Below are 26,538 nucleotides of genomic sequence, written 5' to 3'. Positions count from 1 at the left end.
CTAGCGGCAGGCCCGCCACCCCATCGCGCCGCGTTCGGCCTGGTCGAAGTGGAAATGGTCGCGGTGCGCTTCGTTGTAGTCCGGTGACAGCACCGTCGCGAACAGGTCGCAGCCGCCGTCGCGCACCGCGCGCAGGAATTGCGCCTTTTCCCCCTCCCCCGCCCAGTCGCCGATCAGCGTGATGCGCGTGCCGTCCGCCAGGCGGAAGGCCGCGATATCGACGGCGTCGGCGGTGGCGTGCTCGCTCCAGCTTGCGCCCTCGCGGTTGTACATGCGGCGGCAGTTGTAGCTGCCGAAATGCTCGATCTCCGCGACGCGCTGGCCGAAGATGCGCTGGGCGGCGGGTTGGACCACTTCCCATTCCCATACCGCTAGCCCCGCCGCGACCGGGCAGGACACGCCCAGATCGGAGGGCGCGAAGCCGATCCGCCGCGCGCCGCCCTTGGTGAAGCGGACAGCATCGGTATAGCCGCACCCCTCCCCCTCGTCGCGCGCGGGCAAGGCGGTGTAGCGAATGCCGGCTTTGTCGAGCGCGGCGCGGCAGGCGGGGAAATCGTCGGTCAGCCCGGTGATCTTGCGCCCGGTGAACAGGCCAACCGGCTGGGACAGGTCGAGCTTGGTCCAGGGCAGATCCTGGGGCCGGTTGCGCAGCATCGCATAGACCAGCAGCGCCAGCGTCAGCAGCAATGCGGCGATGACGATCGCGCCGATCGTGGTGCGCAGCGCCTTCATGCCCGCAGCGCGGCGCCCAGCGCTTGCGCGATGACCGGGTAGCCCAGTCCTTCGGGAATGCAGAGATGGTCCACGCCGTCGCGCGCCTCGATCCAGGGGGTGATGGTTTCGATTGGGTGCGCCCGCGCGTCGGCGACCGCATCGTCGAAACTGTTGAACAGCGCCAGCCGCTCAAGGTTGCGGCGCGTCGGAAAGATCATGCGCACCTTGCCCGCATCGGCAGCGGCGAGCGTGTCGCGCGCGCTCGACCAGAAGAGCTGGCTGTTCTCGTTGCCGTCCACCGCCGGATCGGGCGCGCCATCGGGCCAGCGGGCGAGGTAGAAGCGCGTGTCGAAGATGCGGTGCGCGACGCCCTGATGCGGCAGCCAGCGGGCGAAGGGAACGAGCGCGGCGGGGTCGAACTTGGCTCCCGCGATCACCTCCGCGAACGGAATGCCGTCATAGAGCGCACGCCGCGCGGCCGGCAGGTCGGGCAGGTCGACGCCGATCGCCACCCCCCGCCTCCTCGATGGTTTCGCGCACCGCCGCCACCCGCGCGGCGAGGTCGTCGGGGTCGTCGGGGAGCGTCGCGGCAAAGGCATGGTCGCCCGCATCCACCCGCCCGCCGGGAAACACCACCGCCCCACCGGCGAACCGCATCGCCGCCGAGCGTTCGAGCATCAGCAGCTCGGGCGGGCCGTCGCCGCGCTCGCGGAAGACGACGAGGGTCGCGGCGGGGATGGGGGTGAGGTCTTCGGGCATTGGGGACGGGTGTATGGGGAGTGGGGCGGATGGGCAATGTGTGGTGGGCGTGCAGGACGAATGGTCGGTAACGACCCCATTGCGCGCATTCGTTGCATCCGGCAACGTCAACAGGTGAGCGAAATCAACCCAGACCAGAGTTTTGACAAAACGCTAGAACGTGTCCTTGACCCTGAGGGTGTTTATTGGATTTATGGCACCGGCGATGATGAGTGGGATCCGAGTGCCGATCATCTGGTCCAACTTCGCATCGACGTTCCACCTAGCCATGTCGATGTGGCGGTCATGCAAATGGAAGCGGACGGCTGGAACTTGAATGACAGCCCCGACACGCCTGACGATCCACAGCAGCGCCTATTCTTCAGAAGGCGCCAAAATCTACTGCCTGAATCGAAAACGAGGATGCTGACGACCGCACTGAAAGTCGTCTACCCGATCGAAGGCGCGCGACTGTGGACATGGATCACCGTTGACGACAAGAACGACGGTTAGTTTCCGCACGCCCTGACGCACTCTAAACTCTTGGGGTTGCTGTCAGCATCTCTTACGAAATTGCAGGGGCAACGCCAGCCATTCGCCTACCGCCCGATAGCCGTGAGCCCCCCACTAAAACAACACCGCCTGCTCCCCGCCCACTCGCTCCCTCGGCGCCGTCCGAAACGCCGCCGCATGATCCACCAGCGGAATGTCCGGCCGGCGCCCGCGGAACAGCTCCTCGACCGTCAAAATCTGCATCCGCGCATAACTGCGCCCGGTCGCCTCGCTATGGAACCGCCCCACCGCCGCCGCCTCGCGCAGCATCGGGGCGGACGGAGACGAGCGGGTGAGGACCACGCCGATCGGGGCACGTTCGCGCTCCATTGCCGAGTGGAGGTCGCGGACCACGCCGACGCCGACGCGCTCGCCGCCCTTGACCGAGACCAGAGCGCGCGCGGTCTGGCGGCGTTCGGGGCGGAAGTAGATGATGCCGTCGATCCCGCCGTCCGCGCCCTTACGCCGTCCGCCGAACGGCACCGCGTCGATCATCGACACTGCCCACCATTGGAACTGGTACGGGTCGCGCCGGGCGAGATCGGCGGCGGCGGCGCAGTCGCGCGGTGTTCCCTCGACCCGCAATGCCACGCCGGGGAAGGCGGCGCGCATCCGCTTTTCAATGAGGCCGATGGCGAGGTGGGTCACGTCGATTCCCGCCCAGCGCCGCCCGAGCTTTTCCGCGGCATGCACCGCGGTGCCGCAGCCGCAAAACGGGTCGAGCACCAGATCGCCGGGGTCGGACGATGCGGCGATGATCCGCTCCAGCAGCGCGATCGGCTTTTGCGTGGGATAACCCAGCCGCTCCTGCGCCTGTGAGTTGAGCGCGGGGATATCGGTCCACAGCGCCTGCACCGGCGATCCGCGCGCTTCGTCGAGATAGCGTTTGAGCCGGATGCCGCCGGTGCGGGTGAAGTGCAGCCGCCCCTCCCGGTCCAGCCGCTCCATCGTCTCGACCGGCATGCGCCAATAGGAGGTCACGCCCTTGTACGCATAGCTGTACCCGCCGCCCGACAGCCCCTTTGCGGTCAGATTGTCGTCCATCCACAGCCGCCCGTCGGGGTCGCGGTTGCGGAAGCGCGCGGCATAGTCGGCGTCATAGGGGGTGAAGAGCGGGTTCCAGCGCGGCCTTGCCCCCTTCGCATAGAACAGGATCGTGTCGGTATTGCGCCCGTAGCGCCCGCCATCGCTGTGCGCGGCGGTGCGTTTCCACGTGATCTCGTTGCGGAAGCGCTCGGCGCCGAACACAGCGTCGAGCAGCAATTTGAGGTAGTGGCTCGCGGTCGGGTCGCAGTGGAGATAGAGGCTGCCCTCTGCCTTGAGCACGCGGTGCAGTTCGATCAGGCGGATCGCCATCATCGCGAGATAGGCCATCATGTCGTTGGTGCCGAGCGCGCTGCGGAACGCGGCGAGCAGGTCGAAGGCGCGCGCGTGGCCGCTCTGCATCACCTGATCGAAGGCATCCTCCGCCGCGTCGTTCCAGTGCCACCTATCCTCGAACGCCCGAACCTGTGCGTCGGCGTCGCTGCCGGTCGGTGAGCGGAACAGGATATTGTAGTTGGCGTTCGAGTTGAACGGCGGGTCGAGATAGACCAGATCGACGCACCCGTCCGGGAAATGCGCCCGCATCACATCGAGATTGTCCCCGTAGAACAGGGAGTTGGCAACGCCCATCGAAGCCCCCGCCGCGCCGCGCGGTCGGCCGACGTTAGCGAATGCTGGCTGCGTCGGGACGCTGATCCGATCCGTTGTGGATCGATCTCAGCCCGAACGGCTAGGGTCGCGGCGGTGCGGTGGACTCGCGCACGGCAAGCCCCGGCGTGACCACCACCGGTGCGCCCGGTGTCTCGCGACCCGCGCGCGCGCCGATGATCAGCTCTACAGCGCGCGCGGTGACCGCCGCGATCGGCTGTTCGACCGCAGTCATCGCAGGGTGCGAAAAGCGCACCACCGGCGTGTCGTCGAAGCTGATGATCGACAGGTCGCCCGGCACCGACAGGCCGCGTGCGCGCGCCACCTCCAGCGTCGCCAGCGCCATCTGGTCGTTGCTGGCGATGATCGCGGTCGCGCCGGCGTCGATCAGCTCGGGCGCGCAGATGCGGCCGGATTCGATGCTGAAATCTCCCTGCGCCAGCAGCCCGTCGGTCGACAGTCCCGCCTCCGCCATCGCGCCGCGCCAGCCATCGACGCGCCACCCGCTCAGCTCATATTCGAGCGAGCCGGCGATGAAGCCGATCCGCTGATGGCCCAGTTCGACCAAGTGCTGCGTCGCCATTGCCGCCGCGATGTCGTCGCCCATCGTCAGCCGGAACCCCGGCCCTTCGGTCAGCGACCCGATCCGCGCCAGATCGATCCCCGCCGCGTCGAGCAGCGCGATGATCTCAGGGTTCGCCGAGTGCGGCGGGGTGAGCAGCACGCCATCGGGCTGAAGCGCGGCGATCGCGGCGGACAGCTCGCGCTCGATATGGTCGCTATGCGTGTCGACCAGCTCGACGATCAGGCGATAACCATGTTCGGCACAGGTCAGCATGCCGCCGAGCAGCATCTGGTCGACCCAGTCGGTGCCCTCGCGCGCGCGCCACCCGGCGATGGTGCGTTCGCGGTCGTTGAGCGCCATGATGAGGTAGGAGCGCGACCCGCTCATCCGCTGCGCCGCGATCGACGGGACATAGCCGAGCCGCGCGATCGATTCCTGCACGCGCTCCATCATCTCGGGGCGGACGTTCGGTTCCTTGTTGATGACGCGGCTCACCGTCTGCAGCGACACCCCGGCGTCCGCTGCGACATGCTTGATCGTGACCGCTTGCTTGCGACGCGCCATGTGCGGGTCAGGCCGCCGCAGGTTCGGCCGCGCCGCAATAGCGGGCGACATAATCGGCATGGGCGGGAAGCCCGTCAACGGTGCGGCGGACATCCTCGCGGATGCGCGCGAGCGTACGGTCGAGTTCGTCGTCGGTCATCTTGCCCGCGATCGGGTGCCATGCCTTGGGCGCGATGCCCTGCCCCATCATCACCTGGACCCAGCTGTTCTCGGCGAACAACTCGTCATTGCGGCGGAAGACGCGGCCGGTTTCGCGGAACAGCTCGATCTTCTGGGTCAGGCTGTCGGGCACTTCCATCGACGCGCAATGCCGCCAGAAGGCGGAATCGCGGCGGTCGGTTGCCTTGTAGTGAAGGATCAGGAAATCGCGGATCTGCTCCATGTCCTGGAATTGCTGGTCGTTGAATTCGGCGATGTCGCGTTCGCTGACCCGGCCCTGCGCCGGCATCATCCGGATCAGGCGCAGCACGGCGCGCTGGATCAGGTGGATCGAGGTGGATTCGAGCGGCTCCATGAACCCGCTGGCAAGGCCGATGGCGACGCAGTTGCGGTGCCATTGCTTGCGCCGCGCGCCGGTGACGAAGCGCAGCTTGTTGGGCGGGGTCAGCGGCTCGCCCTCGAGATTGTCGAGCAGCCGTTCGAGCGCTGCGTCATGGTCGAGATACCGGCTGCAATAGACGATGCCGTTGCCGGTGCGGTGCTGCAACGGGATGCGCCATTGCCAGCCGGCATCATGCGCCATCGCGCGCGTATAGGGGACCGGCGGGCGGACATTGGGGGTCTGCAACGCGATGGCACTGTCGCAGGGCAGCCAGTGGGTCCAGTCGTCGTAACCGGCGTGCAACGCCCCCTCGAGCAGCAGCGCGCGAAAGCCGGTGCAGTCGAGGAACAGGTCGCCCGCGACGCGGGTGCCATTGTCGAGCGTCAGCGCGGCGATGTCGCCGCTCTCGCCGTCCAGCTCGACGCGTGCGATCTTGCCCTCGATCCTTGTGACGCCGTCGCCCTCGGCCATCTGGCGCAGGAAGCGGGCGTAGAGACCGGAATCGAGCTGATAGGCATAGTTGACGCGGTCATCGGGCAGCTGAGCGAACTTGCTCTCCATCGCGGCGACCAGTTCGAGGCAATAATCGTCGTAACTGTGAGTGTGGCCCTTGCTGCGCGCCTCCAGCCAGAAATGCTGGAAGCCCGCCGACCAGTGATCCTTCCCGGTGAAGCCGAAGCTGTGGAAATAGCGGTGGCCCGGCTCCTTCCAGTTGTCGAACAATATGCCGAGCTTGAACGTCGCCTGGGTGGCGCGCATGAACTCCGCCTCGTTGATGCCGAGCAGGCGGTTGTAGGTGACCAGCGGCGGGATCGTGGATTCGCCCACCCCGATCGTGCCGATCGCGTCGGACTCCACCAGCGTCACGCTGACGGTGCGCCCCATCGTCCGCGCAATCGCGGCGGCGGCCATCCAGCCCGCGGTGCCGCCCCCCGGCGACGACGATCTTCTGCATCGAGTCTTCCTTCACCGGCCGAGCTGCCGCAGCAAATAGGATCGGATGCGCGACGCCGCCTCGGGCGTCATCGGGTCGAGGATGCCGCGCCCGCCCTCCGGGATATGCGCGGTGACGCTGGCGTCGGCGTCGAACACATAATGGTCGAACAGCTCGCGCCAATGCGCCTTCTGCTCCGGCGGCAGGTCGCGCACCGACAGCATCGCGTGGTTGAGCGCGTCCTGCGGCTGGCCGAGCCAGATCGGCGCCTCACGCCACCAGTAATTGAGCAGGATATTGAACGGCTCCAGCCCCTCGACATGGTGGTACCACATCGACGGGATGTGCAGCGCGTCTCCCGGCTCCAGCTCGACCACCTGCGCGTGCGCCAGCGCCTCGCGGAACCTGGGATGGGCGGCGAAGTCGGGATGATGGAAATCGACCATGCTAACCGCGCGGCCGGCGGGGGTGTTGTCGACCGGGCCGAGATAGAGGTTGCGGAACTGATCGGGCGGGAACAGCGTGAACCGGCGACGACCCGCCGCGACACAAGCGAGGTTGGCGGGGAAGTCGTTGTGCGCCGCGATCCGCGTGCGCGTGCCGATCCAGATGCTGGCGAGGCAGTTGCGGTCGCCCAGATCGACGTGATTGGCCTCGTGCAGACCCTGAAAGAAGTCGTGCACATCGATCGAGGCGAGGTAGATCGGGGGAGCGTCGACGCTTCCCTCGGTCGCGTCGATTTGGGCGAAAATCTCGGGGAGCTTGGCGCGGAGCGTGCGGAAGTTCATTGCCATTGCCGCATCGTAGAACAAGCGCCCGTCATCCCCCGGTGCGCCAACCGCGACGGTGAACTGCGCGTCGCGGCGGTGGCGCAGCAGATAGTCGCGCGCGGTGCGGCCCGACTCCAGCCCCGCCCGGACCAGCGGCCACTCCTTCACCAGCCCGCGTACCACGAACGGCGCGGTTGCCACGCGCAGCTGCGCATCGAGCGCGGCGCTGTCCGCGACCCGCACTTCCGGCACCTGCGCGAGGCCCGTGAGGATCCCGGGATCAGCCTCAGCCATCCGCATTCCGTCGGTTCTTGCGCGCGATCAGCGCGGTGAAATTGCCGATCGACGCGACCGCCATGAACAGCGGCATCAGATGCCCGTCGCGATGCAGGTCGCCCAGCGCGTCGCCGTCGAGCGCGCGCAGCCGGTCCTCATTCACCGCATGGAAGCCGACCAGGCTGTTGGTCGATCCGTCGTCAAGCGTGATCTCCAGCGTCAGCGGTTCGAGCAGATCGTGGCGTCGCAGCGCGGCGAAGAAGTCCGCCGATCCCTGCCACCCCGCATCGAGCGCGCCGAGCTGTTCGGCGATGGTTTCCAGATAAGGGGTCGGGCGACCGGTGTCGTCGAATACGCGCACGCCCTCGTCGCCCGCGATGCGCGGGCTGGCGAGATCGACATGGACCTGTTTCGGCCCGTCGCCCGATGCCGGCCCGCCGATCAGGAACGGCTGGATGTCGATCGTCAGCGGAACATAGTCCGCGTCCCAATGGCCATCGTTGAGGAACAGGTTCTCGCCATCCTGAAACCCGAACATCGCCAGCGCCATGAAGGCGTCGCGCTCGACATCGCGGCGGAACAGGATCGGGTAATGTGCCTGTACCCGGCGGAACTCGTCGGGGGTGGTGATGCAGGACATCACCGCATCGCCATAGGCGGCGTCACGCTCGCGCCGGATGCGCAGGTCGCGATGGTCTTCGGGGGTCAGGACGGCGTGGTCGGTCATGGTATCTCCAGCGCCATGCGTGGCGCGGCGGCGCGCAGCGCGTCAAGATAGGCGCGGTTGGTGGGAAGGCTGGCGGCAAGCGCGCGGCCGCGCTGAGCCGCCTGCGCCATGCCGCGCGCGACGCCGACGATATCGGTCGCGATGGCTGATGGCGGCGGCGCGGGGAAGCCCATGCCATAAAGGACGAACTGGTGGCTGGCGGCGGGGAAGATTTCGTCGACCATCGGAAAATCCGCGATCGACGGCGGCTGGTGCCGCCACAGCTCCAGCAACTCCTTCAGCCGGTCGGGGATCGATGCCGGGTCGCAATGCGCGCGCCAATAGGGATCGGTGCGCGCGCTCGGGACATAATGGAGCTTGAGGAATTCGACGATCCGGTCCCAGCGATAGCGGAACAGGCTGTTGAACCGGCGCGCATGGATGTCCATCGCACCGCGCGTCGCGGGAAATCCGTCGAGCAGCGCGTCCAGCGAGAGTTCGATCAGCACGATTGCCGATGCCTCGAGCGGTTCGAGGAAGCCCGCCGACAGACCGACCGCGACGCAGTTGCGCTCCCAGAAGCGTTCACGATGCCCCGACCGGAAGCTGAGCTTGCGTGCGCCCAGTTCCGCCGGGTCGCGCCCGAGATAGCCGGCCAGCGTCGCGGCGGCCGCATCGTCGTCCATATAGGCCGAGGCATAGACGCACCCGACCCCGCGCCGCGTCGGCAGGCCGATGTCCCAGATCCATCCTGCGGCGTGCGCGGTGGCGTCGGTCTGTGACGCGATCGGGCTGGCGGGATCGACGGGCAGCTGCACCGCGAGCGCACGGTCGTTGAACAGCACGTCGCTGCGGTCGATGAACGGCACGCCGAAATGCCCGCCGATCAGCATCGCGGCATGGCCGGTGCAGTCGATAAACAGGTCGCCGGAGATCGGATCACCATCGCGGATGCGAACGGCGGCGATATGCCCGTCCTCCCGCGTCTCGACGCCGGTGACATGCCCGCGCACATGCCGCACGCCGAGCCGATCGACGCCGTGGCGCGCGAGCAGCGCGGCGAGCTTGGCGGCGTCGAGATGATAGGCATAGTTGAGCGCGCCGCCATAGCCGGGCATCGAACGCTGGCGCGGCGCGAGGTGCAGATCGCATACCCCCGGCTGGGGCGAGACTGTAGCGGCAAAGGGCTGGTTGCCCGCCGCCTCTCGCCATCCGGCGATCAGCGCGCGGGCATCGCCGTCCACGGGCGGGCTGAACGGGTGATAATAGGCATCGCCTGGCGCGCCATTGGCCCAGCCGATGAAGCGCGACCCCTGTTTGAACGATGCGTCGCAGGCGGTGAGGAACTCCGCTTCGTCGATGCCGATCCGCTGCAGCGTTCGCCGCATCGTCGGCCAGGTCCCCTCGCCCACTCCGATGGTCGCAATGTCCGGGGATCTGATCAACGTCACCGACAGCGGCCGTTCGGCATTCCGGTCGGCCTGCGCGGCGATCAGGCACGCGGCCAGCCATCCGGCGGTTCCACCGCCGACAATGACCACGTTCTGCACGCCCTGATCCACCTGCATCATCCGATTTGCCGCGCCCCCGCGCAGCTTGGCCCCCCGGCTAAAAAAGGCCACCCTCCGAAGAGGGTGGCCGGGGGGAGAGGTCCGTCAGAAGCTGAACCGCACGCCCGCCGCGTAGCGGGCAAAGCCCGGCGAGGCGAAGAACACGTTGCGGTCCGAACGGCGATGCCCACGCCGGCTCTCGCCGGTCAAGTTGATGACCTCGCCAAAGACCGTCAGGCCCTTGGTGACTTCATAGCTCGCGCTGGCATCGATCTGGCCGTAATCCTGGACATAGAACGGGTTGGCCCCGGTTCCGGCGAGGAATTTCTGGCGCCAGTTGTACGCGACGCGCGCCTGCAACCCGCCCTTGTCATAGAACAGTACCGCGTTGGCACTGTCGCTGAGACCGGGGAGTGCGAACTGGGTCACGGTCGACGGCTGGGTTGCGTCGAACGTCGCATCGCCGCGGACGATCGTATAGTTCAGGATCGCGCCGAAGCCGGTGTCCCAGAAGCTGTGCTGAATGGCGAATTCGAAGCCATAGAGCGTTGCCGTCTGGTCGCTGTTGACCGGCGTGTTGACCTGGAAGTTCAGCAGCGGATCTTCGGGCAGTGCATAGATCTGACCGATCGGGCAACCGCTGGGGTCGGTTCCGGTAACCTGAACCGAGCCGGGATAATTGTTGAAGATATAGCCGCGGATGCCACAGGTCGTGGCTTCCGCGCCGGCGGCCACAGCCGCATTGTAGCGCGGTCCGTTTGCCACGGTGCGCAGTCCGAATGCACCCTCCGTCACGCGATCCTGCGAGATGAAGTTCGCGACATCCTTGTGGAAGAAGCCAGCCGAAATATAGCTGTTGCGACCGTAATACCACTCGGCCGACAGGTCGATATTCTTCGACTTGTAGGGGAGCAGACCCGGGTTGCCGCGGCTGCCGGTACCAAAGGCGATGCGGAACTGCGCGTCGAGCGTCAGGCCACCCTGCAAGCTGCCATAATCGGCGCGCGTGATGGTGTGGCTGTACGACGCACGCAGCTTGATGTCGTCGGTCGGCGAGATGTCGAAATCGACCGAGGGCAGCCAATTTTCATACGACCCCTTGAACCTCGAGAAGTCCGAGTCACCCGAATAGATGATGTAAAATTCGTTCGCCGCGTTCCACGACGTTCCGGTCGGGACCGGCACCAGCGCGGACGAATTGATGTCGGTATGCTCGTAGCGCAGTCCGGCGACGACGTGCGCGTCGTTGCCGAATGCACCGAACTTGCCCCTGAACTGGAAATAGGGCGAGACGGTCTTTTCCGTGATCCGCCGGTCGACCGTATAGTCGGCAAGGCAGGTGCCCGCCGCCGCCTTGCCGATCTGCGGATTGCGACAGGTGCCGTACAGACCGTCGATCAGCCCCACCATCCGCTCGAAATCGAACGTGTACAGGCTCGGGATGATGTTGGCCGCGCCATCCATTCCGGCGAACTTGTCCGGAAGCGAAACCAGGCTGAAGATGTCGTCGGGAATGTCCGATGCCGGGCCGGCACCGCTCCATGTCTCGTTCTGGATAAAGCCATAGGCAGACCGGACCTTGTTCTCGGTATAGGCCATGCCGAAATCGATGCCGTCCAGGAAACCGCCATCATGGTCGTAGCTGCCGCGCAGCTGCACCTGGTTGATCTCGTCCCGGAAATAGGCGTTGCGGAAGGCGTTGCCGCCCGGCGTGATCAGCGCGGGATTGAGCGCGTTGATCCCGGGATGCATGGTGTAGGAGATCACGGGCAGCGCGGTGTCGAAGTTGATCGTCTGCGACGCGACGCCGAACACTGCGTTTCCGACCGACACGCTCGAACCATATTTGTTGGTGGGTTTCGATTCCGCGGTCGAATGATGCGCGTCGAGCACGACGGTGACCCCGCCGGGCGCTTCCCAGGTCAGATTGCCGCCGAGCGAGTGGTTCTCGCTCTGGTTGGCGACCAGCGAACCGCTGTACGACAGGTCCTTGCGCTCCAGTGCGCCGAACGCTTCGGAATAGAAGATCGGGCCGGCGATCGGGCCGTCGGTCCAGTTACTCGACACGTTGTTGAAATTGAACCAGATGCCGACGCTGTTGTTGCGAACTTCAACCTTGTTGCGCGAATAGGTGTAGTCGAACGTCGCGGTCAGCGATTCTGGTCGGGCGGAATTGCAGGACAGCCTGGCCGTTGATCCGCTCGCGGTCGATGTCGTTGAGGTTGTACGAGCCGTTCTGCGGCACCTCATATACGTCGTTGCCGCTCGGGCGGTTCTGCTGCTGCGCGTTGTTGGGCAGCGAACCCCAGTTATTCTCGGTACCGAGATAGCCGTCGCGCCAGTCGGTGTTGTAGCTGTTGTTGCTCGCCTTGCGCCGCTGGTACGATCCGGCCAGCAGGATGCCGACCTTGTCATCCATGAAGGTCGTGCTGAAGATACCCGATACTTCGGGAGTGATCTCGTCGCCCTGGTTGTATGACGTGTCGAGCACGCCCTTCACCGCGATGCTGCCGCGCAGGCCGGGGTTGTCGAGCGGACGCGGCGTCTTGATATTGATCGACGAGCCGATACCGCCGGATGCGATCGAGGCACGTCCGGTCTTGTACACTTCGACCCCGGCGATCCCCTCAGCCGCGAGGTTGGCGAAATCGAACGAACGCGACGAAGGCGGGCTCGCGCCATCGCCCAGCGTCGAGGTCGGCATCTGGCGACCGTTCAGCGTGACGAGGTTGAATTCGGGACCAAAGCCGCGGACGGTGACGGTCGATCCTTCGCCGTTCGACCGGTCGATCGAAACGCCGGTGATGCGCTGAAGCGATTCGGCAAGGTTCGTGTCGGGGAACTTGCCGATATCCTCGGCCGAGATCGCATCGACAACGCCCTGGGCATCGCGCTTGATATTCATCGACGTTTCAAGGCTCGCCCGAATACCGGTGATGACGACTTCCTCGCCCTCATCGGTCGGCGCCGCAGCGTCCGAATCCTGTGCAAATGCCGGCGCAGTCGCGATTGCCAGCGTCGAAACGCCGATCACCAATCGCGAAAGTGCGCGTGCCTTCAGGTCACGCATTTCCCATCCTCCCCGTTACGGCGCGCCATTCGCGCTCGTGTTGAGAACGTTCACTTGAACCCGTTGTACAACGTTGTCAAGCGGCTGTGCGCAGGGTGCCAAAAAGCCTAACCCGCGCATTTCCGCTATTGTGAACGTTCTCAATCTATGCTGTCTGGGCGAAGAATGGCGTCGGCGGGGAATCCGCACGGCATGCGTATCTGGAGGGGAATTTCGATGTCGAGGATGATTGCCGCACTCTTGTCTGCGGCCGCCGCCGGCGCACTCGCCACCAGTGCCGGAGTCGCGCAGCAGGCTCCCAAAGCTGCGGCCAAGTCGACCGTCACCGCCAAACAGGCGCGCGCCCGCGCCGACGCGATCGTCGCAAAGCTCACGCTCGACGAGAAGATCATGCTCGTCCACGGACTGTTCCCGCCGATGGCCAACGGCAAGACGCAGAACGAACTGATCCCCTCCGCCGGCCATATCGACGGCGTACCGCGCGTCGGCATTCCGATCGTGCGCGAAAGCGATGCCTCGCTTGGCGTCGCGAATCAGGTCGAACAGCGCAAGGGCGATGTCGCTACCGCCCTGCCCTCCAGCCTCGCCACCGCCGCGACCTTCGACCCCGAGATCGCGCGCGCAGGCGGCGCGATGATCGGTGCCGAAGCGCGCGCCAAGCGTTTCAACGTCCTGCTCGCAGGCGGCGTCAACCTGACCCGTGACCCGTGGGGCGGGCGCAATTTCGAATATCTGGGCGAAGACCCCCTGCTCGCGGGCGAGCTGGCCGGCGCGCATATTGCGGGGGTCCAGTCGAACCGCATCGTCTCCACGATCAAGCATTTCGCGCTCAACGCGCAGGAAACCGGACGCATGGTCCTCGACGCGCAGATCGACGAGGCGGCGCTGCGCGAGAGCGACCTGCTCGCCTTTCAGATCGCGATCGAGAAGGGCAAGCCCGGATCGGTGATGGCCGCGTACAACAAGGTCAACGGCCATTGGGCGTCGGAAAACGACTTCCTGCTCAACAAGGTACTGAAGCGCGACTGGGCCTATCCCGGCTGGGTGATGAGCGACTGGGGCGGGGTCCACACCACGGTCAAGGCCGCGATGGCAGGCCTCGACCAGCAATCGGGTCAGGAACTGGACAAGGCGATGTTTTTCGACGCGCCACTCAAGGCCGCGGTCGAGAAGGGCGAGGTGCCGATGGCGCGGCTCAACGACATGGTCGCCCGCTATCTGACCGGCCTGATCCTCACCGGCGCATTCGACACGCCGATGCCCGCCGCCGCCCAGCCGATCGATTACGCCGCCAATGCCGATGTCGCGCAGCGCGCTGCGGAGGCCGGCATCGTGCTGCTCAAGAATGACGGCGGCATCCTGCCGCTGGCCGCGAGCGCGAAGAAGATCCTGATTATCGGCGGCGGCGCCGATGTCGGCGTGCTGTCGGGCGGCGGCTCCAGCCAGGTGCGCTCGGTCGGCGGTGCGCCGATCGAGATTCCGCTGGCCTATGGCGGCTCCGCCTCCTTCGCGCGGATTACCTGGCATGCCTCATCCCCGCTCGCCGCGCTGCGCAAGGCAGCGCCGGGAGCAACGGTCGACTTCACCGACGGCCGCAACATGAACACGACGCTGGACGCTGCCGCCAAGGCCGACATCGTCATCGTGTTCGCAACGCAATGGACGACCGAGGCGGACGATGTTCCCAACCTGCGCCTGCCCGACCATCAGGACGCGTTGATCGCGAACGTCGCAAAGGCCCAGCCGAAGACGGTCGTCGTCCTCACCACCGGCGGCCCGGTGACGATGCCGTGGCTGTCATCGGTCCCGGCTGTGGTTCAGGCCTGGTATCCCGGCCAGCGCGGCGGCGAGGCGATCGCCAATATCCTGACCGGCAAGGTCAATCCGTCGGGCCGCCTGCCGATCACCTTCCCCGCGCGCGAGGCACAGGCACCGCGCCCCACGCCGGTCGGCCTCGACCTGCTCACGGGACTCGAGCGCGATGCGGCGTCCAACCCCGCTGCGGGCGGCGATTTCAGCCTCCAGACCTTCCCCGTCAAATATCCGGAGGGCAGCGACGTCGGCTACCGCTGGTACGAGAAGCAGGGGAACAAGCCGCTCTTCGCCTTCGGCCACGGCCTCAGCTACACCCAGTTCGCCTATGCCCAGCCGCAGGTGACGGGAGGCAAAAAGTTGACCGTCAGCTTCACCGTCACCAATAGCGGCCAGCGCGCCGGGGCGGATGTGCCGCAACTCTATGTGACCCGCGATGGATCGGGCAAGCCGATGCGCCTCGCCGCATTCCAGCGGGTGACGCTCGACCCCGGCGAATCGCGGCGCGTGACGCTGACCGCCGAACCGCGCATCCTTGCCGATTACGACGCCGCCCTGCCCGGCTGGCGGATCGCGGGGGGCAGCTATCGCGTCGCCATCGCCCGCGATGCGACCGACCGGTCGATGACGCTCACCACGACGCTCGACGCGGCGACGATGAAGCCCTAGCCATCGGATAAGCGCCGCGCATCCACGCGGCCGAACGGGCGGAGAGGGTGACGACCGACAACGGTTCAGGCGGCGCGAGGCGGCGCGGGACGGGATTCATCCTGCTGGTCGCGCTCGCCAATGCGGGGGGCGTGATCGCGTTCCTGCCGCTGCTCAGCTTGTTGCTGCCGGTCAAGATCGCGGAGATCGCGGGCGAGGCGCGGATCGGTCTGTTCACCGCCACGGTGATTGCCGGCGCCATCGCAGCCAGCCTGTCGAACATTGCATTTGGCTGGGCCAGCGATCGCGCGCTCGCCCGGGGCGGCACGCGGCGATCCTGGGTCGTACTGGGCCTCGCCCTGCTCGGGCTATCGTTCGCGGCGGTGGCGCTGGCGCAGACTCCCACCGCGATCATCCTCGCGATCATCCTGTTTCAGGTCGCCGTCAATGCACTGCTGTCCCCCATGTTCGCGATCATGGCCGACGAAGTGCCCGGGGCCCAGATGGGCCTAGCCGGCGGACTGATCGCGCTCGGCTCCCCACTCGCCTCCGCGGTCGGCGCGCTGATGATCGGCCTCAACCTTGCCGGAGCAGGCGCGCAGCTCGGCTTCGTGTTCGGCGCCGTTCTCATCTGCGTGGTGCCACTGCTGCGGACCCCCTCGCGGCTCGCGGTCCCGGACAGCGCCAGCGCCCCGCCCCGCCTGCTCGGGCGCGATCTCGCCATTGCCTGGACCTCGCGGCTGCTCGTTCAGGTCGCGGGGAACGTCCTGTCGCTCTATCTGGTCTATTATTTCGTCAGCATCGACCCCGATCTGTCCGCCGCCAAGCAGGTCGGTCCGATCGGGCAATTGATGACGATCGCCTACCTGCTTCCGCTACCCGTAGCGGTACTGCTTGGCCGCTGGTCCGACCGGATCGGGCGGCGCAAGCCGTTCCTGCTGGCCGCCGCCGCAGTCGCCGCCGCCGGGCTACTCGGCCTCGCCGTCGCGCGTGACTGGGGAGTCGCAGCCTCCGCCTTCGCGCTATATGCGATGGGGTCGTCGGTGTTCCTGTCGATCCATTCCGGCTTTGCGATGCAGTTGCTGCCCAGCCCCGACCATCGCGGGCGCGACCTCGGCCTCATCAACCTCACCAACACGCTGCCCGCGCTGATCGGCCCGGCGCTGGCCTGGGCGCTGTCCACCCCGCGCGATTTCGGGCCTGTGATGCTGCTGCTCGCGGCGCTGACCCTGCTCGGCGGCGGGCTGGTCCTGGCCATTCGCCAGCAACGCTGAGCGGCGTCGCCGAAAAAAATCGAGACGGGGTGCTGATTTGCCGGGCAAGCCGGTTGACAGCCCCCGGACGCCCCCGTAGAGGCGCTCGCCTACCCCGTGCCCAGATGGCGGAATTGGTAGACGCACCAGCTTCAGGTGCTGGCGATCGCAAGGTCGTGGAGGTTCGAGTCCTCTTCTGGGCACCAGAGGCCTTTCCGGCGACGTCCGGGAAGGTCCAGTAAGCAGCTGGTTTTACAGCATATTTTCAGTGAAAATCGCCGAATGGAATCCGGGCTCATCCACCCGAATCCATCGGCAGCACCATCAAAATGATGGTGTTTTTGATGGTGCCGGCGAGCCCTTTGGAGCTAGCACCATCATGGCACTGAATCACATCCAGATCACCAACGCCAAGCCCAGGGACAAAGCCTACAAGGTAGCCGACTCCGAGGGGCTTTACCTTCTCGTACAGCCGAACGGCGCGAAGCTCTGGCGTATGAATTACCGTCACCTTGGTCGGCAGAAGACACTGTATTTCGGGGCCTGGCCCGAGGTGGGAATCGCAGCGGCACGCCAGCGACGGACCGAAGCGAAAGAGCAGATCGCCGCCGGACTCGATCCGTGCGCAGAGAAGAGACTCTCTCGAATCGCGGAGAAGATCGCATCCGACAATACGTTCAAGACGGTTGCCGAGGAGTGGCTCGACAAGATTGAACGGGAGGGTCGGGCGCATGTCACGCTGGAGAAGATTCTGCTGGCTATTGGGCATGGCCTATCCCACGATCGGCAACCTGCCGATCTCAAAGGTCACTGCGCAGGACGTGCTTTCCGTGTTGCGCAAGGTGGAGGCAACTGGGCGCTACGAGAGCGCCCGCCGGATGCGCAGCGTACTAAGCCGCGTCCTTCGCTATGGCATCGCAACCGCCCGAGCAGACCGCGACGTAGCGGCCGACCTTCGCGGTGCCCTCATCACACCCAAGGTCACGCACCTTGCAGCCATCACGACGCCGAAGGAAGCTGGTGCGCTGATGCGCGCGATCGAAGGCTACACTGGCCACGAGATTACTGCGGTCGCACTTCAGCTATCGCCGTACTTGTTTGTCCGGCCAGGAGAGTTGCGCAAGGCCGAATGGGCCGAAATTGAAGCGCAGAATGCAATCTGGTCGATCCCGGCGGAGAAAATGAAAATGCGCCGCCCGCATCGGGTGTCGCTGTCCCGACAGGTCATGGCGCATCTCGATCACCTTCATACGCTCACCGGACATGGGAAATACCTGTTTCCATCCTTCAGGTCGGCGGACAAGCCGATGTCGGAGAACACGATCAACGCAGCGCTTCGCCGGCTTGGCTACAGTCAGCAGGAGATGACCGCGCATGGCTTTCGCGCCATGGCAGCAACGCTGCTCAACGAGATGGGCATCTGGAACCCCGATGCGATTGAAAAGCAGCTCGCTCACCTCGACGGCAGCGCGGTGCGCCGCGCTTACACGCGGGGAGAATATTGGGACGAGCGAGTCCGAATGATGCAGCACTGGTCGGACCATCTTGACCAGCTGCGTGACGGCGCAGCAATTTTTCGTCCGATCTTCGGGAGCGGAGGCGGTCGACGATAGGGTTAGCCGCCGACCAGCTCCTTGAGGCTGCGATATGGTATGAGTGTCGACCGACCGACCTTGACCGTCTCAAGATCGCCAGACTGGATAAGTTCATAAAGTCGAGAGCGGCTGATCCCCGTGATCTGGACCGCTGTCGCGATGCGCACGGACAATGGCTCGATCGCGACACCGCCATGCTCATGGTTCCGCGTCGGCAGGGAGGGTGAAGTCATGATTTCGCCTTCCCGCGGCTGAAACCGCGATCGCTCTCAAGAAAGGAGCGAAGCATATAGGGGATCAGGTCAGTCACCTGCTCCGACTGACCATAGGCATCCCGATAGGCTTCCGCGTAGTCCGCCAGCAACTGGTTCAGGTCCGGCGTGATGGTGATGGTGAGCTTGATCGGCGTGCGATCAGGCAGCTTGGTCAGCTTAATGGTTGGCATCGTTGTCTCCTAGCCGCGCCAGGGCGCGAGAATCAGGTCGCGATGGACGACCAGCCGAACAGGGGCGCCGGGCCGGATCGTGATGGTCGGCTGAACTTGCAGGTTGCGCGACGTGATCTGGTCTCCAGCGCGGGAGACATTCTGCTGGGTCGATTCCCGAATTGCTTGAACGAGATCGCTTTCACCGGAGAAGGAGAGGTTGGCACCGACGCCCAACAGCGTTGAAATCGCGACGCCCTTGAGCAGCGTCCAGGTGTGGAAGTCGACCTTGTCGGCGAGTCCCGCATAGCCCGACGGGTCGGTCGCGGGGACGTTATCTAGCCGGATCGAACTGCCGTCGGGCAATATGATCCGCTGCCACACGATCAGCGCGCGCTTCTGCCCATACGCTACGACGCTGTCATAGCTGCCGATCAGCCGAGCGCCCTGCGGAATGAGCAGGATGGAGCCGGTTGCGCTGTCATAGACCCGTTCGGTGACCTGGGCGGTGACGAGGCCGGGGAGATCTGACCTAAGACCGGTGATCAGACCTGCGGCGATCACGCTGCCGGCTGAAAGCATATTTGGTGATGCAGGTGGGGTCAGCCGATCACCGTTGACGTCGCCGCCGGAATCGCGCTTGGCCACAAAATCGGCCTTGCGCTGCTGGGCGTTGGGATCGCGGTCCGGGTTGACTGCAGGCCGCGGCGCATCGGCGCTTGCCACCGGTGCCAGAGGCAATGCTGCCTGAGCCTCAGCGGTCGGGATTGGACGACTGCCCGACTGAACGAGCAACCCGGATTCTCGCGCAGCTCTCAATTCAGCAGCGCGCCGCTCACGTTCGGTTGCTGCCGCCTGATCGGCCCGGGCTGCCTCTCCTTCCACCGGCTCGGTTCCCATTGCGCGCTGATGATCGAGAATGGGTCGGCCGAGATCACCAGGCAACGGCGGTCCGAGCTTGGGTACGTCGCCATAGCCGCCCGGAAGTGCGCTGAGCGCGTCGGTAGGGGGCTTCGCAATGATTGTCCGATCGTCAGCCTGGCCTACGAGCTGCAGATTGGATGGCCTGAGCGCAACCCAGGCGGTTGCGACAAGGCTGACGGAGCCGAGCGCCGCGATCGCCACGATGGCACCGCGCTTGAAACGGATCGCCCGCGCCGGCTGGGCGCGAAGTGCCAGTGTTTCCGGATCAGCCTTGCCGGGCGCTGCTTGGACATCAGTCGCCGGCCGATCATTCCCGTCGGTCATGATCCCCTCCGTGTCTTAGCGCCAGCCGCCAGCCGGCTGATGCGGACGACCTGCTGATTCTTCGTGCCGAGACGAAGCTCCGCAGCATCGAAGATCCGATCGACCACGTAGAAACGGCCCTTCACCCGATAGTTGACCAGCTGGGCCTCGCCCTTTGCGTCCACCAGAAAGATCGGGGGAGCCACCCCGACAGCGAGCGACGCAGGAAACTCGATGAACGTCTGCCTGCCATCGTCGAACGCGCGTAGCGGCCGCCAGGAAGGACGATCGCCCGATACGACATAGTTGAAATGAAGAGTTTCCACCTCGATGCCGGCGGCCACCGGGGCCATTGCCTCGGCGGCCGTGGCCGCGCGTTTGAGGGCGATCAGCGCATCCTGCGGATAGGTCCATGAGAGCGCAGCCATCGCCGTCTTCCCGACGCTGGTGAGCGCAATATGATAGCTGCGGCGGTCAGTGGTGATCACAAGGTTGGTCGACAACCCAGCACTGAACGGTTTGACCAACACATGCGTACGCTTCGCGGTGCCCGATCCGCTGGTCGTATCGCCGATAACCCAGCGAGCCGTGTCGCCGCTGGCTACCGCCACGAGCGTTTCCCCTGGCTGGAGCGCAATGTCGGTAACCCGCCCGGGTGCGGTCATCACGCGATAGATTGCCCCTTCCGTAAAGGGATAAACCTGAACGGCATGCAGGAAACCATTTGCAGCGGGTTCGATGGTTGCAAGGCGGTTGGCGGATGCGACCGTCCGTTGCGTCGGGCTGCTTTGAGATGGTGAAGCCCCGGCCGCATGCGCTGCTGGCGGAAGGGCAAGCACCAGCAGGGATGGCACTGCAAGGTAGCGGATCATGGCTGTGTCTCCGGATTGGGGGTCGGTTGTGCGGCAAGGTTCGGATCGAGCGGCGAGCCCAGCGGCAGGTTGTCTGAGGACGGAGGCGGCGGCGTGCGCGCCGGGGCGGTGACCGTTGCCGGCTCGATCTCGCGGCTCCAGTCGATCGCATCGACGTAGATGCCGAGCGGATTCTTGCGAATCGTGTCCGCCGATACGGGCGGCTTCGTCACGATCGTCAAAATCCCCGTCCAGGTCGATGATCCCCCCCGCACTCCCGCGCTCGTAGGGCGTTTCGGTCCATTTCACCTGAAACGATCGCTCCGAGGCGCGGACGACGCTGGTCACCTGCACCGCCACGGTTCGCTCGCCGATCCGGGCGAACGGGTCCGCAGCCCTTGCATAGTCGTCGAGGGATCGGGCGCCGCGCTCGGTCACGAAGGCGTAGGCTGATAGCCAGTCGCGGCGCATCAGCACCGGGTCGAGCGAAACAGCGCGAACATTTTCGATGAACTTCGCCAGATGCCAGGCGATCTGTGGGTCTGTGGGCTTGTATCCAGCCTCGGCCTCGGTGACCGCCCGTGCCTCGCCAAGACGATCGACCTCGACCACATAGGGCGTGACCCTGCTCTGGAGTGACTGCCAGATGAGTGCGGCAGACATGGCGCAGGTGAGCGTCAACGTTCCGAACGCCATTAGCCGCCAGTTTCGGGCCTGAACCCGGGCCGAGCCGATCCGCTCGTCCCACAGCTGACTGGCACGTTGGTAGGGCGTTTCGGGCTGGGGTGTCCGTCCGTAGCGCTGGACGGCGCGCTTGAAGATCATCAGTCGTCCCTTTCCTTGATGTCGGGGTGAGCGGAGGCACCGCCACGATCGCCCTGTTGAATCGAGTGCAGTGCGATCTGACGGTGATGACGAGCGTTTTGCTGCGCGCGCATCGATTGAGCCCATTCGGGCGCTCCTTCGCCGACAGTCGTTGAGGAGGCAGGCTCACCTGCGCCGGACCGATTGAGCGCGTTCCAGGCAGCCGTGCGGCCGCTCGATGCGGCTTCGCCAAGCCCGAGCGCGCTCGACGCGCGATCGCGGGCGGCGTTACCTGCGGCGCGGGCGACGCCGCCAAGGCCGGCAGCCATGGTCGGCGACGGGGCGGTGTCCTTGCCGAGCGTGTAAGCGGTCGATGCAGCCGATCCCATTGATGTCCCGGCGCGGACCGCGCTGAGCGCACCGCCCCCCGATCGCGCTGGCCGCGCCCATCGTCGCACCGCCGGCAAGCATGGTGACGCCCGCCGCGCCGGCGGCCGTACCGAGCGCAGCGCCTGCACCCAGCTGCGGCGCGCCCGCTACCAAACCGGAGGCGATGCCGGGACCGAAGATACCGAGGCCGAACAGCGAAAGCGCGCCGAGCGCGAGGCTCATCGCGGCACCGAGATCGGGCTCTTGTCCCTGCATCGAGGTGGTAAACTCGGCGAAAAAGTTCGAACCGATGCCGACGATGACCGCGAGCACCATCACCTTGATGCCCGAGCTGACCACATTGCCAAGCACGCGCTCGGCGAGGAAGCTGGTGCGGTTCCACAGCGCGAACGGCACGAGGATGAAGCCGGCGAGGCTCGTCAGCTTGAACTCAATGATGGTCACGAACATCTGCACGGCGAGGATGAAGAAGGCGAGGATGACGATCGCCCAGGCAAACAGCAGGACCATGATCGTCAGGAAGTTCTCGAAGAAGCTGACAAAGCCCATCATGCTCGAGGCCTGCTCGAGCAGCGGCCAGGCGGCGCTGAAGCCGGTTGATGCGACTTGTCCGGGGCGAAGCAGGTCGTCGGCCGACAGCGTGCCGCCGCCAGCCGTCAGTCCGGCCTGGGCGAACGATTTGAAGATGATGTCAGCAAGCGTCGAGAAGCTGTTCAGGATGAACGCGAACGCACCAATGTAGAGGATTTTCTTGAGGAACCGGCCAAGGACGTTGTCGTCGCCACCCATTGCCCAGAACAGGCCAGCGAGCGTGATGTCGATCCCTATCAGCGTCGCGGTGAGAAATCCGACGTCATTGCCGAGCAGCCCGAATCCGCTGTCGATGTAGCGGATGAAGGCCTGCATGAAGCGGTCGATGACATTGAGATCTTGCACGGTTCGGCAGCTTTCGACTTGAGTAAAGGTGTCGCGGAGCCCGCCACCCGGGGGGCAAGGCAAACGGACTCCGCGACGAGGCGGCGCGATCGGGGAGCTGGACTGCGCCGCCTCAGCTCGTCACCGCGCCTATTCGCGCGTGTAGGCTTGGCCGGTGCCCAGAAATTTCCGGGTGCGTTCCCGCCCTTCTGCCTCGGCCTGTGCACGACGCGCGGCTTCGGTTGCTTCGGCGCGGTATTGCGCCGCCATCATCTTCTGGATCTGGAACTGCTGCTTGGCGGTGAGTGCCAGTAGCTGGTTCGTGGCTTGTTGGGCTTGCAAGCCGCCCTCAGCGCCCTGGCTCTTCGCAACGATCTCGCTCAGCGTCCCGGCATCAGCCTGCACGTTGGTGACGATCTGGGATTGCACGCCCATCGCCTGCCGGAAGCCCGACATTGCGGCATCGAGCCGCGCTTTGGCGGCGACCACCTGTTTGTTGGTGGTCAGTGCCTGATTGAAGTCCTTGGGAAACAACTGGCTGAACTGCTGGTCCAGGCCATCGACCCTGAAATCGATCCCTTGCGCCTGCCCCATCAACCGGTCGATCGCAGCCAAGTTCTGGTTGAGCTGCTGGAGTTGCGGAAAGTCGATCCGGCTGAGGTTCTTCGCCTGATTGATTAGCATCGTCGCTTCGTTCTGGAGCGACTGGATCTGATTGTTGATCTGGGTGAGCGTGCGCGCCGCAGTGAGCAGGTTCTGGCTGTAGTTGGTCGGGTCGAATACGCTGATTTGCGCGCGTGCCGGGGTGCTCGCACTGGCGAGCCCCATAGCCAGCGAACCGGCGGTTCCGATGCTGAGCGCGGACGCGATCAGGACTTTGCGGGTGACAATACGCATTACACTTCTCCTTCTTCGGTGGGCGCGAAATTCGGGAAATCGGCGAGGAGGTCGGCGGCCCAGTCGAGACCAGCTTGCTCAAGGAAGCGGGCCGCGAAATTCTCGGGGCCATGCTCCGCCAGCAGCGCGTCGATGCGCGCCTGGGTTGCCGGATCGGACGCACCGCACAGCGCGAGCGCGATTGGCCCGAGGCCGAGCTCGAACAGCCGATTGCCGCGCGCCGATTGAAGGTAATATTGCCGCTTCGGCGTTGCGCGGCTTACCAGCTCGATTTGCCGGTCATTGAGTCCGAAACGCTCATAGGCGGCCCGCGATTGCGGCTCGATCGCGCGGTCGTTGGGCAGCAAAATGCGCTGCGGGCAGCTCTCTATGATCGCCGGCGCGATGCTGCTGTCGGCGATATCGGCGAGGCTCTGCGTTGCGAACAGCACCGCGACATTCTTCTTGCGCAGGGTCTTCAGCCATTCGCGAATGCGCGCGGCAAAGATTGGATGATCGAGAAAAATCCAGGCCTCGTCGAGAACGAGTAGCGTTGGCCGACCGTCGAAGCGCTCTTCGAGGCGGTGGAAGAGATAGGTCAGAACCGGGGCGACCACCCCGGCCTGTCCCATCAGCGCCTCGGTTTCGAAGCACTGGATGTCCGCGAAGGCGAGATGCTGTTCAGCCGCGTCCAGGAGACGCCCATAGGGGCCGTCGAGCGTATAGGCGGTCAGCGCGATGCGTAACGCATTGGACTGGAGTAGCATGGCCAGTCCGGTCAGCGTCCGCTCCTGAGGTGGTGCCGATGCGAGGCTGCAAAGTGCGGACCACACAGCGTCCTTGACCTCGGGGGTGACGATGACCTTTTCGTGGGCCAGCAGCGCCGCGATCCATTCTGCCGCCCAGCTCCGTTCGCTGGGATCATCAACGCGGCGAAGCGGCTGGAACGCCAAAGTGTCGCCGCTATCCGCGCCGAGACCCAACGCATGATGCGCGCCGCCCATCGCCAGCACCGCCGCGCGTGCCGAATAGCCCTTGTCGAAGATATAGAGTTGCGAGCCGGCATAGCGCCGGAACTGCAATGCGATCAGGGCCAGCAGCACCGACTTGCCAGCACCGGTGGGACCGACGACGAGCATGTGCCCGACATCGCCGATATGGGTCGACAAGCGAAAAGGGGTTGATCCACTGGTCTGCGCATAGAGCAGTGGCGGGCCGTCGAGATGGCGGTTGCCAGCAGGTCCTGCCCACACCGACGACAGTGGCATGAGATGGGCGAGATTGAGGGTATGGATCAGCGGCTGGCGCACGTTCGCGTAAGCCTGACCGGGCAGCGACGACAGCCACGCTTCGACCGCGTTGATGCCTTCGCGCAAGCATGTGAAGCCGAGGCCGTTGACGATCCGCTCGACCGCGCGAACCTTGTCCTCTGCGCGAGCGCGATCGGAGTCCGACACCGTGATCGTCGTAGTCAGATACCCAAAGGCAACGTGATCGCCGCCGAGCGTCTGGAGCGCAAGGTCGGCATCGACCACCTTGTTATCAGCGTCGCTGTCGAGAAGCTGGGCTGGCTGGTTGTACATCACCTCGCGCAGCAGCGCGGCGATCGACTTGCGCTTGTTGAACCATTGCCGCCGGATCTTCGTCAGCGCCTTGGTCGCATCGGTCTTGTCGAGGGCAATGAAGCGCGTGACCCAGCGGTATCCGAAATCCTGATGGTTGAGCGCATCGAGAATGCCGGGTCGACTGAGGTTCGGAAAACCGGGGATGGTGAGGGTGCGCAGATGCAGATCGCCGAGCCTGGGCTCAAGCCCGCCGGTCAGCGGTGTGTCAGCGAGCAGCGCATCGAGATAGATCGGCGTTTCCGGCACGACGACGGGGTGACGACGGCTGGAAACGGTGCCGTGGAGATACGTCAGCGTCTCCCCGTCGTTTAATGGGCGCACCTCCGGCATGAAGCTGGACAGAAGGTCGAGCACGCGATCGCTTTCGGCGATGAAGCCGGAGAGGCTGGCGTGCCAGTCGCGCCCTTTGGCGTCGTCGGGTCGCTCGACGAGTGTCCGTCCTGCCGCATCGCTACTGTCGGCATCCGGCAGCCAGACCAGCGTGCCGTGAAAGCGGCTCTCGAAATGCTGGCCTTGGGCCTCGAAACTGGCACGCCGCTCCTGATCGATCAGCCACGACGCAGGATCGGGAAAGACATTTTCAGGATAGCCCAGTGCTTCGCGCCGTTCGGCCTCGAAGAATAGCGCCCAACCCGACCCATGCCGCTTGAGGACGTTGTTGGCGCGCGCGCAGGCGGAGACGAGCTCCGCCTCGGTCGCGCTTTCGAGGTCGGGACCGCGAAACGCGAAACTGCGCTGGAAGCTGCCATCCTTGTTGAGGACGATTCCGGGTGCGACCAGCGCCGCCCAGGGCAGATGATCGGCGAGCCGGTCGGCACGGCTGCGATACTCGGCGAGGTTCAGCACGCCAGATATCCCTTCTGACGCAGGTGGCGGAGCAAAACGGCTGCGAAATCAGGATCGCGGCGCGCGGCGAAAACCGCGATGCTGTGTCCGACTGCCCATAGCGCGATCCCGACCAGCCATTGCTGGAGGCCTAGCCCGATGGCCGCTGCGACCGTACCGTTGACGATGGCGATTCCGCGCGGCGCGCCGCCAAGCAGGATTGCTTGCCCGAGGCTCGCGTGGATCGGCGCCTCGAAGCCCGCAACATGACCGGTGTCCACGGGGCTCATGCGACGAGCGCCCCGCCGCCAAAGCTGAAGAAGGACAGAAAGAAGGACGAAGCGGCGAACGCGATCGAAAGGCCGAACACGATCTGGATCAGCCGGCGAAAGCCGCCCGAGGACTCGCCGAAGGCGAGCGTCAGGCCGGTGGTGATGATGATGATCACCGCGACGATCTTGGCGACCGGTCCCTGGACAGACTCGAGAACCTGTTGGAGCGGCTGCTCCCAAGGCATGCCGGACCCGCCGGCCTGTGCTGCGCTCGCCAAGGTGAACGAAAGGCCGAGCGCCAGGCCGGTCAGGAAAAAGCGCTCGCGGTTGGGGATATGAAGCATACGCA

At 65.4% G+C, this 26,538-nt stretch carries 19 protein-coding genes, 1 tRNA gene and 5 pseudogenes; 5 read left to right on the top strand and 20 right to left on the bottom strand.

Going from position 1 to position 26,538, the window contains the following annotated elements; translation table 11 throughout:
- On the bottom strand, nt 1–732 hold the full coding sequence (locus tag LRS12_RS11850) for an extensin family protein (RefSeq protein WP_257844716.1): 732 nt from the start codon (nt 730–732) through the stop codon (nt 1–3).
- A pseudogene (locus tag LRS12_RS11845) lies at nt 729–1,473 on the bottom strand (NUDIX domain-containing protein). Before LRS12_RS11845 ends, LRS12_RS11850 begins: the two are co-directional and overlap by 4 nt.
- A 114-nt stretch (nt 1,474–1,587) precedes the next feature.
- Here LRS12_RS11845 and LRS12_RS11840 point away from each other — a divergent pair.
- The gene (locus LRS12_RS11840; RefSeq protein ID WP_257844715.1) at nt 1,588–1,965 is read left to right on the top strand and encodes a hypothetical protein; all 378 of its coding nucleotides are present in this window, start codon (nt 1,588–1,590) and stop codon (nt 1,963–1,965) included.
- Nucleotides 1,966–2,079: 114 nt separating this feature from the next.
- Here the strand turns inward: LRS12_RS11840 and LRS12_RS11835 are convergent, their stop codons facing one another.
- The 8 genes and pseudogenes from LRS12_RS11835 to LRS12_RS11800 all read right to left on the bottom strand — a co-directional run.
- Nucleotides 2,080–3,678 carry a site-specific DNA-methyltransferase gene (locus tag LRS12_RS11835; protein WP_257844714.1) on the bottom strand — a complete coding sequence of 533 codons (1,599 nt, stop codon included), beginning with the start codon at nt 3,676–3,678 and terminating at the stop codon, nt 2,080–2,082.
- Nucleotides 3,679–3,778: 100 nt separating this feature from the next.
- On the bottom strand, nt 3,779–4,825 hold the full coding sequence (locus LRS12_RS11830) for a LacI family DNA-binding transcriptional regulator (protein ID WP_257844713.1): 1,047 nt from the start codon (nt 4,823–4,825) through the stop codon (nt 3,779–3,781).
- 7 nt (nt 4,826–4,832) lie between these two features.
- Nucleotides 4,833–6,278, bottom strand: coding sequence for a tryptophan halogenase family protein (locus LRS12_RS11825; RefSeq protein ID WP_257844712.1), 1,446 nt, complete (start codon nt 6,276–6,278; stop codon nt 4,833–4,835).
- 54 nt (nt 6,279–6,332) lie between these two features.
- Entirely contained in the window at nt 6,333–7,364 is a 1,032-nt protein-coding gene (locus tag LRS12_RS11820; RefSeq protein WP_257845494.1) for a cupin-like domain-containing protein, read from the bottom strand.
- Entirely contained in the window at nt 7,357–8,073 is a 717-nt protein-coding gene (locus LRS12_RS11815) for a SapC family protein (RefSeq protein WP_257844711.1), read from the bottom strand. The genes LRS12_RS11820 and LRS12_RS11815 overlap by 8 nt, the downstream gene beginning before the upstream one ends.
- Nucleotides 8,070–9,623, bottom strand: a complete 1,554-nt coding sequence (locus LRS12_RS11810; RefSeq protein WP_257844710.1) for a tryptophan halogenase family protein — start codon at nt 9,621–9,623, stop codon at nt 8,070–8,072. Before LRS12_RS11810 ends, LRS12_RS11815 begins: the two co-directional genes overlap by 4 nt.
- A gap of 84 nt (nt 9,624–9,707) precedes the next feature.
- Nucleotides 9,708–11,852, bottom strand: a complete 2,145-nt coding sequence (locus LRS12_RS11805) for a TonB-dependent receptor (protein WP_257844709.1) — start codon at nt 11,850–11,852, stop codon at nt 9,708–9,710.
- A 382-nt stretch (nt 11,853–12,234) separates the two neighbouring features.
- Nucleotides 12,235–12,507, bottom strand: a pseudogene (locus LRS12_RS11800) (TonB-dependent receptor plug domain-containing protein); the annotation flags it as partial.
- 381 nt (nt 12,508–12,888) lie between these two features.
- On the opposite strand from LRS12_RS11800, the gene LRS12_RS11795 reads away from it, so the two are divergent.
- From LRS12_RS11795 to LRS12_RS11780, 4 genes and pseudogenes are all read left to right on the top strand, one after another.
- Nucleotides 12,889–15,153, top strand: coding sequence for a beta-glucosidase (locus LRS12_RS11795; protein WP_257844708.1), 2,265 nt, complete (start codon nt 12,889–12,891; stop codon nt 15,151–15,153).
- Between the two features lie 47 nt (nt 15,154–15,200).
- Nucleotides 15,201–16,406 (top strand): MFS transporter, encoded by a 1,206-nt coding sequence (locus tag LRS12_RS11790; RefSeq protein ID WP_257844707.1) that lies wholly within the window; start codon nt 15,201–15,203, stop codon nt 16,404–16,406.
- A gap of 98 nt (nt 16,407–16,504) precedes the next feature.
- Nucleotides 16,505–16,591 (top strand) — tRNA-Leu (locus LRS12_RS11785).
- Nucleotides 16,592–16,764: 173 nt separating this feature from the next.
- Nucleotides 16,765–17,998, top strand: a pseudogene (locus LRS12_RS11780) (tyrosine-type recombinase/integrase).
- Nucleotides 17,999–18,000: 2 nt separating this feature from the next.
- Here the strand turns inward: LRS12_RS11780 and LRS12_RS11775 are convergent.
- The 10 genes and pseudogenes from LRS12_RS11775 to LRS12_RS11730 all read right to left on the bottom strand — a co-directional run bounded on the left by LRS12_RS11775 (nt 18,001) and on the right by LRS12_RS11730 (nt 26,533).
- Entirely contained in the window at nt 18,001–18,213 is a 213-nt protein-coding gene (locus LRS12_RS11775; RefSeq protein ID WP_224921337.1) for a helix-turn-helix domain-containing protein, read from the bottom strand.
- Nucleotides 18,210–18,425, bottom strand: a complete 216-nt coding sequence (locus tag LRS12_RS11770; RefSeq protein ID WP_224921336.1) for a DUF2274 domain-containing protein — start codon at nt 18,423–18,425, stop codon at nt 18,210–18,212. Before LRS12_RS11770 ends, LRS12_RS11775 begins: the two co-directional genes overlap by 4 nt.
- Before the next feature lie 9 nt (nt 18,426–18,434).
- The gene (locus LRS12_RS11765) at nt 18,435–19,652 is read right to left on the bottom strand and encodes a TrbI/VirB10 family protein (RefSeq protein ID WP_224921335.1); all 1,218 of its coding nucleotides are present in this window, start codon (nt 19,650–19,652) and stop codon (nt 18,435–18,437) included.
- On the bottom strand, nt 19,649–20,503 hold the full coding sequence (gene trbG / locus LRS12_RS11760; protein ID WP_224921334.1) for a P-type conjugative transfer protein TrbG: 855 nt from the start codon (nt 20,501–20,503) through the stop codon (nt 19,649–19,651). Before trbG ends, LRS12_RS11765 begins: the two co-directional genes overlap by 4 nt.
- Nucleotides 20,500–21,307: pseudogene (gene trbF, locus LRS12_RS11755) on the bottom strand (conjugal transfer protein TrbF). Before trbF ends, trbG begins: the two are co-directional and overlap by 4 nt.
- Nucleotides 21,307–22,612: pseudogene (gene trbL / locus LRS12_RS11750) on the bottom strand (P-type conjugative transfer protein TrbL). Before trbL ends, trbF begins: the two co-directional pseudogenes overlap by 1 nt.
- A gap of 129 nt (nt 22,613–22,741) precedes the next feature.
- The gene (trbJ, locus tag LRS12_RS11745; RefSeq protein WP_224921331.1) at nt 22,742–23,488 is read right to left on the bottom strand and encodes a P-type conjugative transfer protein TrbJ; all 747 of its coding nucleotides are present in this window, start codon (nt 23,486–23,488) and stop codon (nt 22,742–22,744) included.
- On the bottom strand, nt 23,488–25,938 hold the full coding sequence (trbE, locus tag LRS12_RS11740; RefSeq protein ID WP_224921330.1) for a conjugal transfer protein TrbE: 2,451 nt from the start codon (nt 25,936–25,938) through the stop codon (nt 23,488–23,490). The genes trbJ and trbE overlap by 1 nt, the downstream gene beginning before the upstream one ends.
- The gene (locus LRS12_RS11735) at nt 25,932–26,207 is read right to left on the bottom strand and encodes a VirB3 family type IV secretion system protein (RefSeq protein WP_224921329.1); all 276 of its coding nucleotides are present in this window, start codon (nt 26,205–26,207) and stop codon (nt 25,932–25,934) included. The genes trbE and LRS12_RS11735 overlap by 7 nt, the downstream gene beginning before the upstream one ends.
- The gene (locus LRS12_RS11730) at nt 26,204–26,533 is read right to left on the bottom strand and encodes a TrbC/VirB2 family protein (RefSeq protein WP_374581286.1); all 330 of its coding nucleotides are present in this window, start codon (nt 26,531–26,533) and stop codon (nt 26,204–26,206) included. Before LRS12_RS11730 ends, LRS12_RS11735 begins: the two co-directional genes overlap by 4 nt.
- Nucleotides 26,534–26,538 lie beyond the last annotated feature (5 nt).

This window comes from Sphingomonas sp. J344, assembly GCF_024700005.1.
GTDB lineage: Bacteria > Pseudomonadota > Alphaproteobacteria > Sphingomonadales > Sphingomonadaceae > Sphingomonas.
The sequence above is the reverse complement of the archived record's forward strand: the minus strand, read 5'-3'. Positions and strand labels throughout refer to the sequence as shown.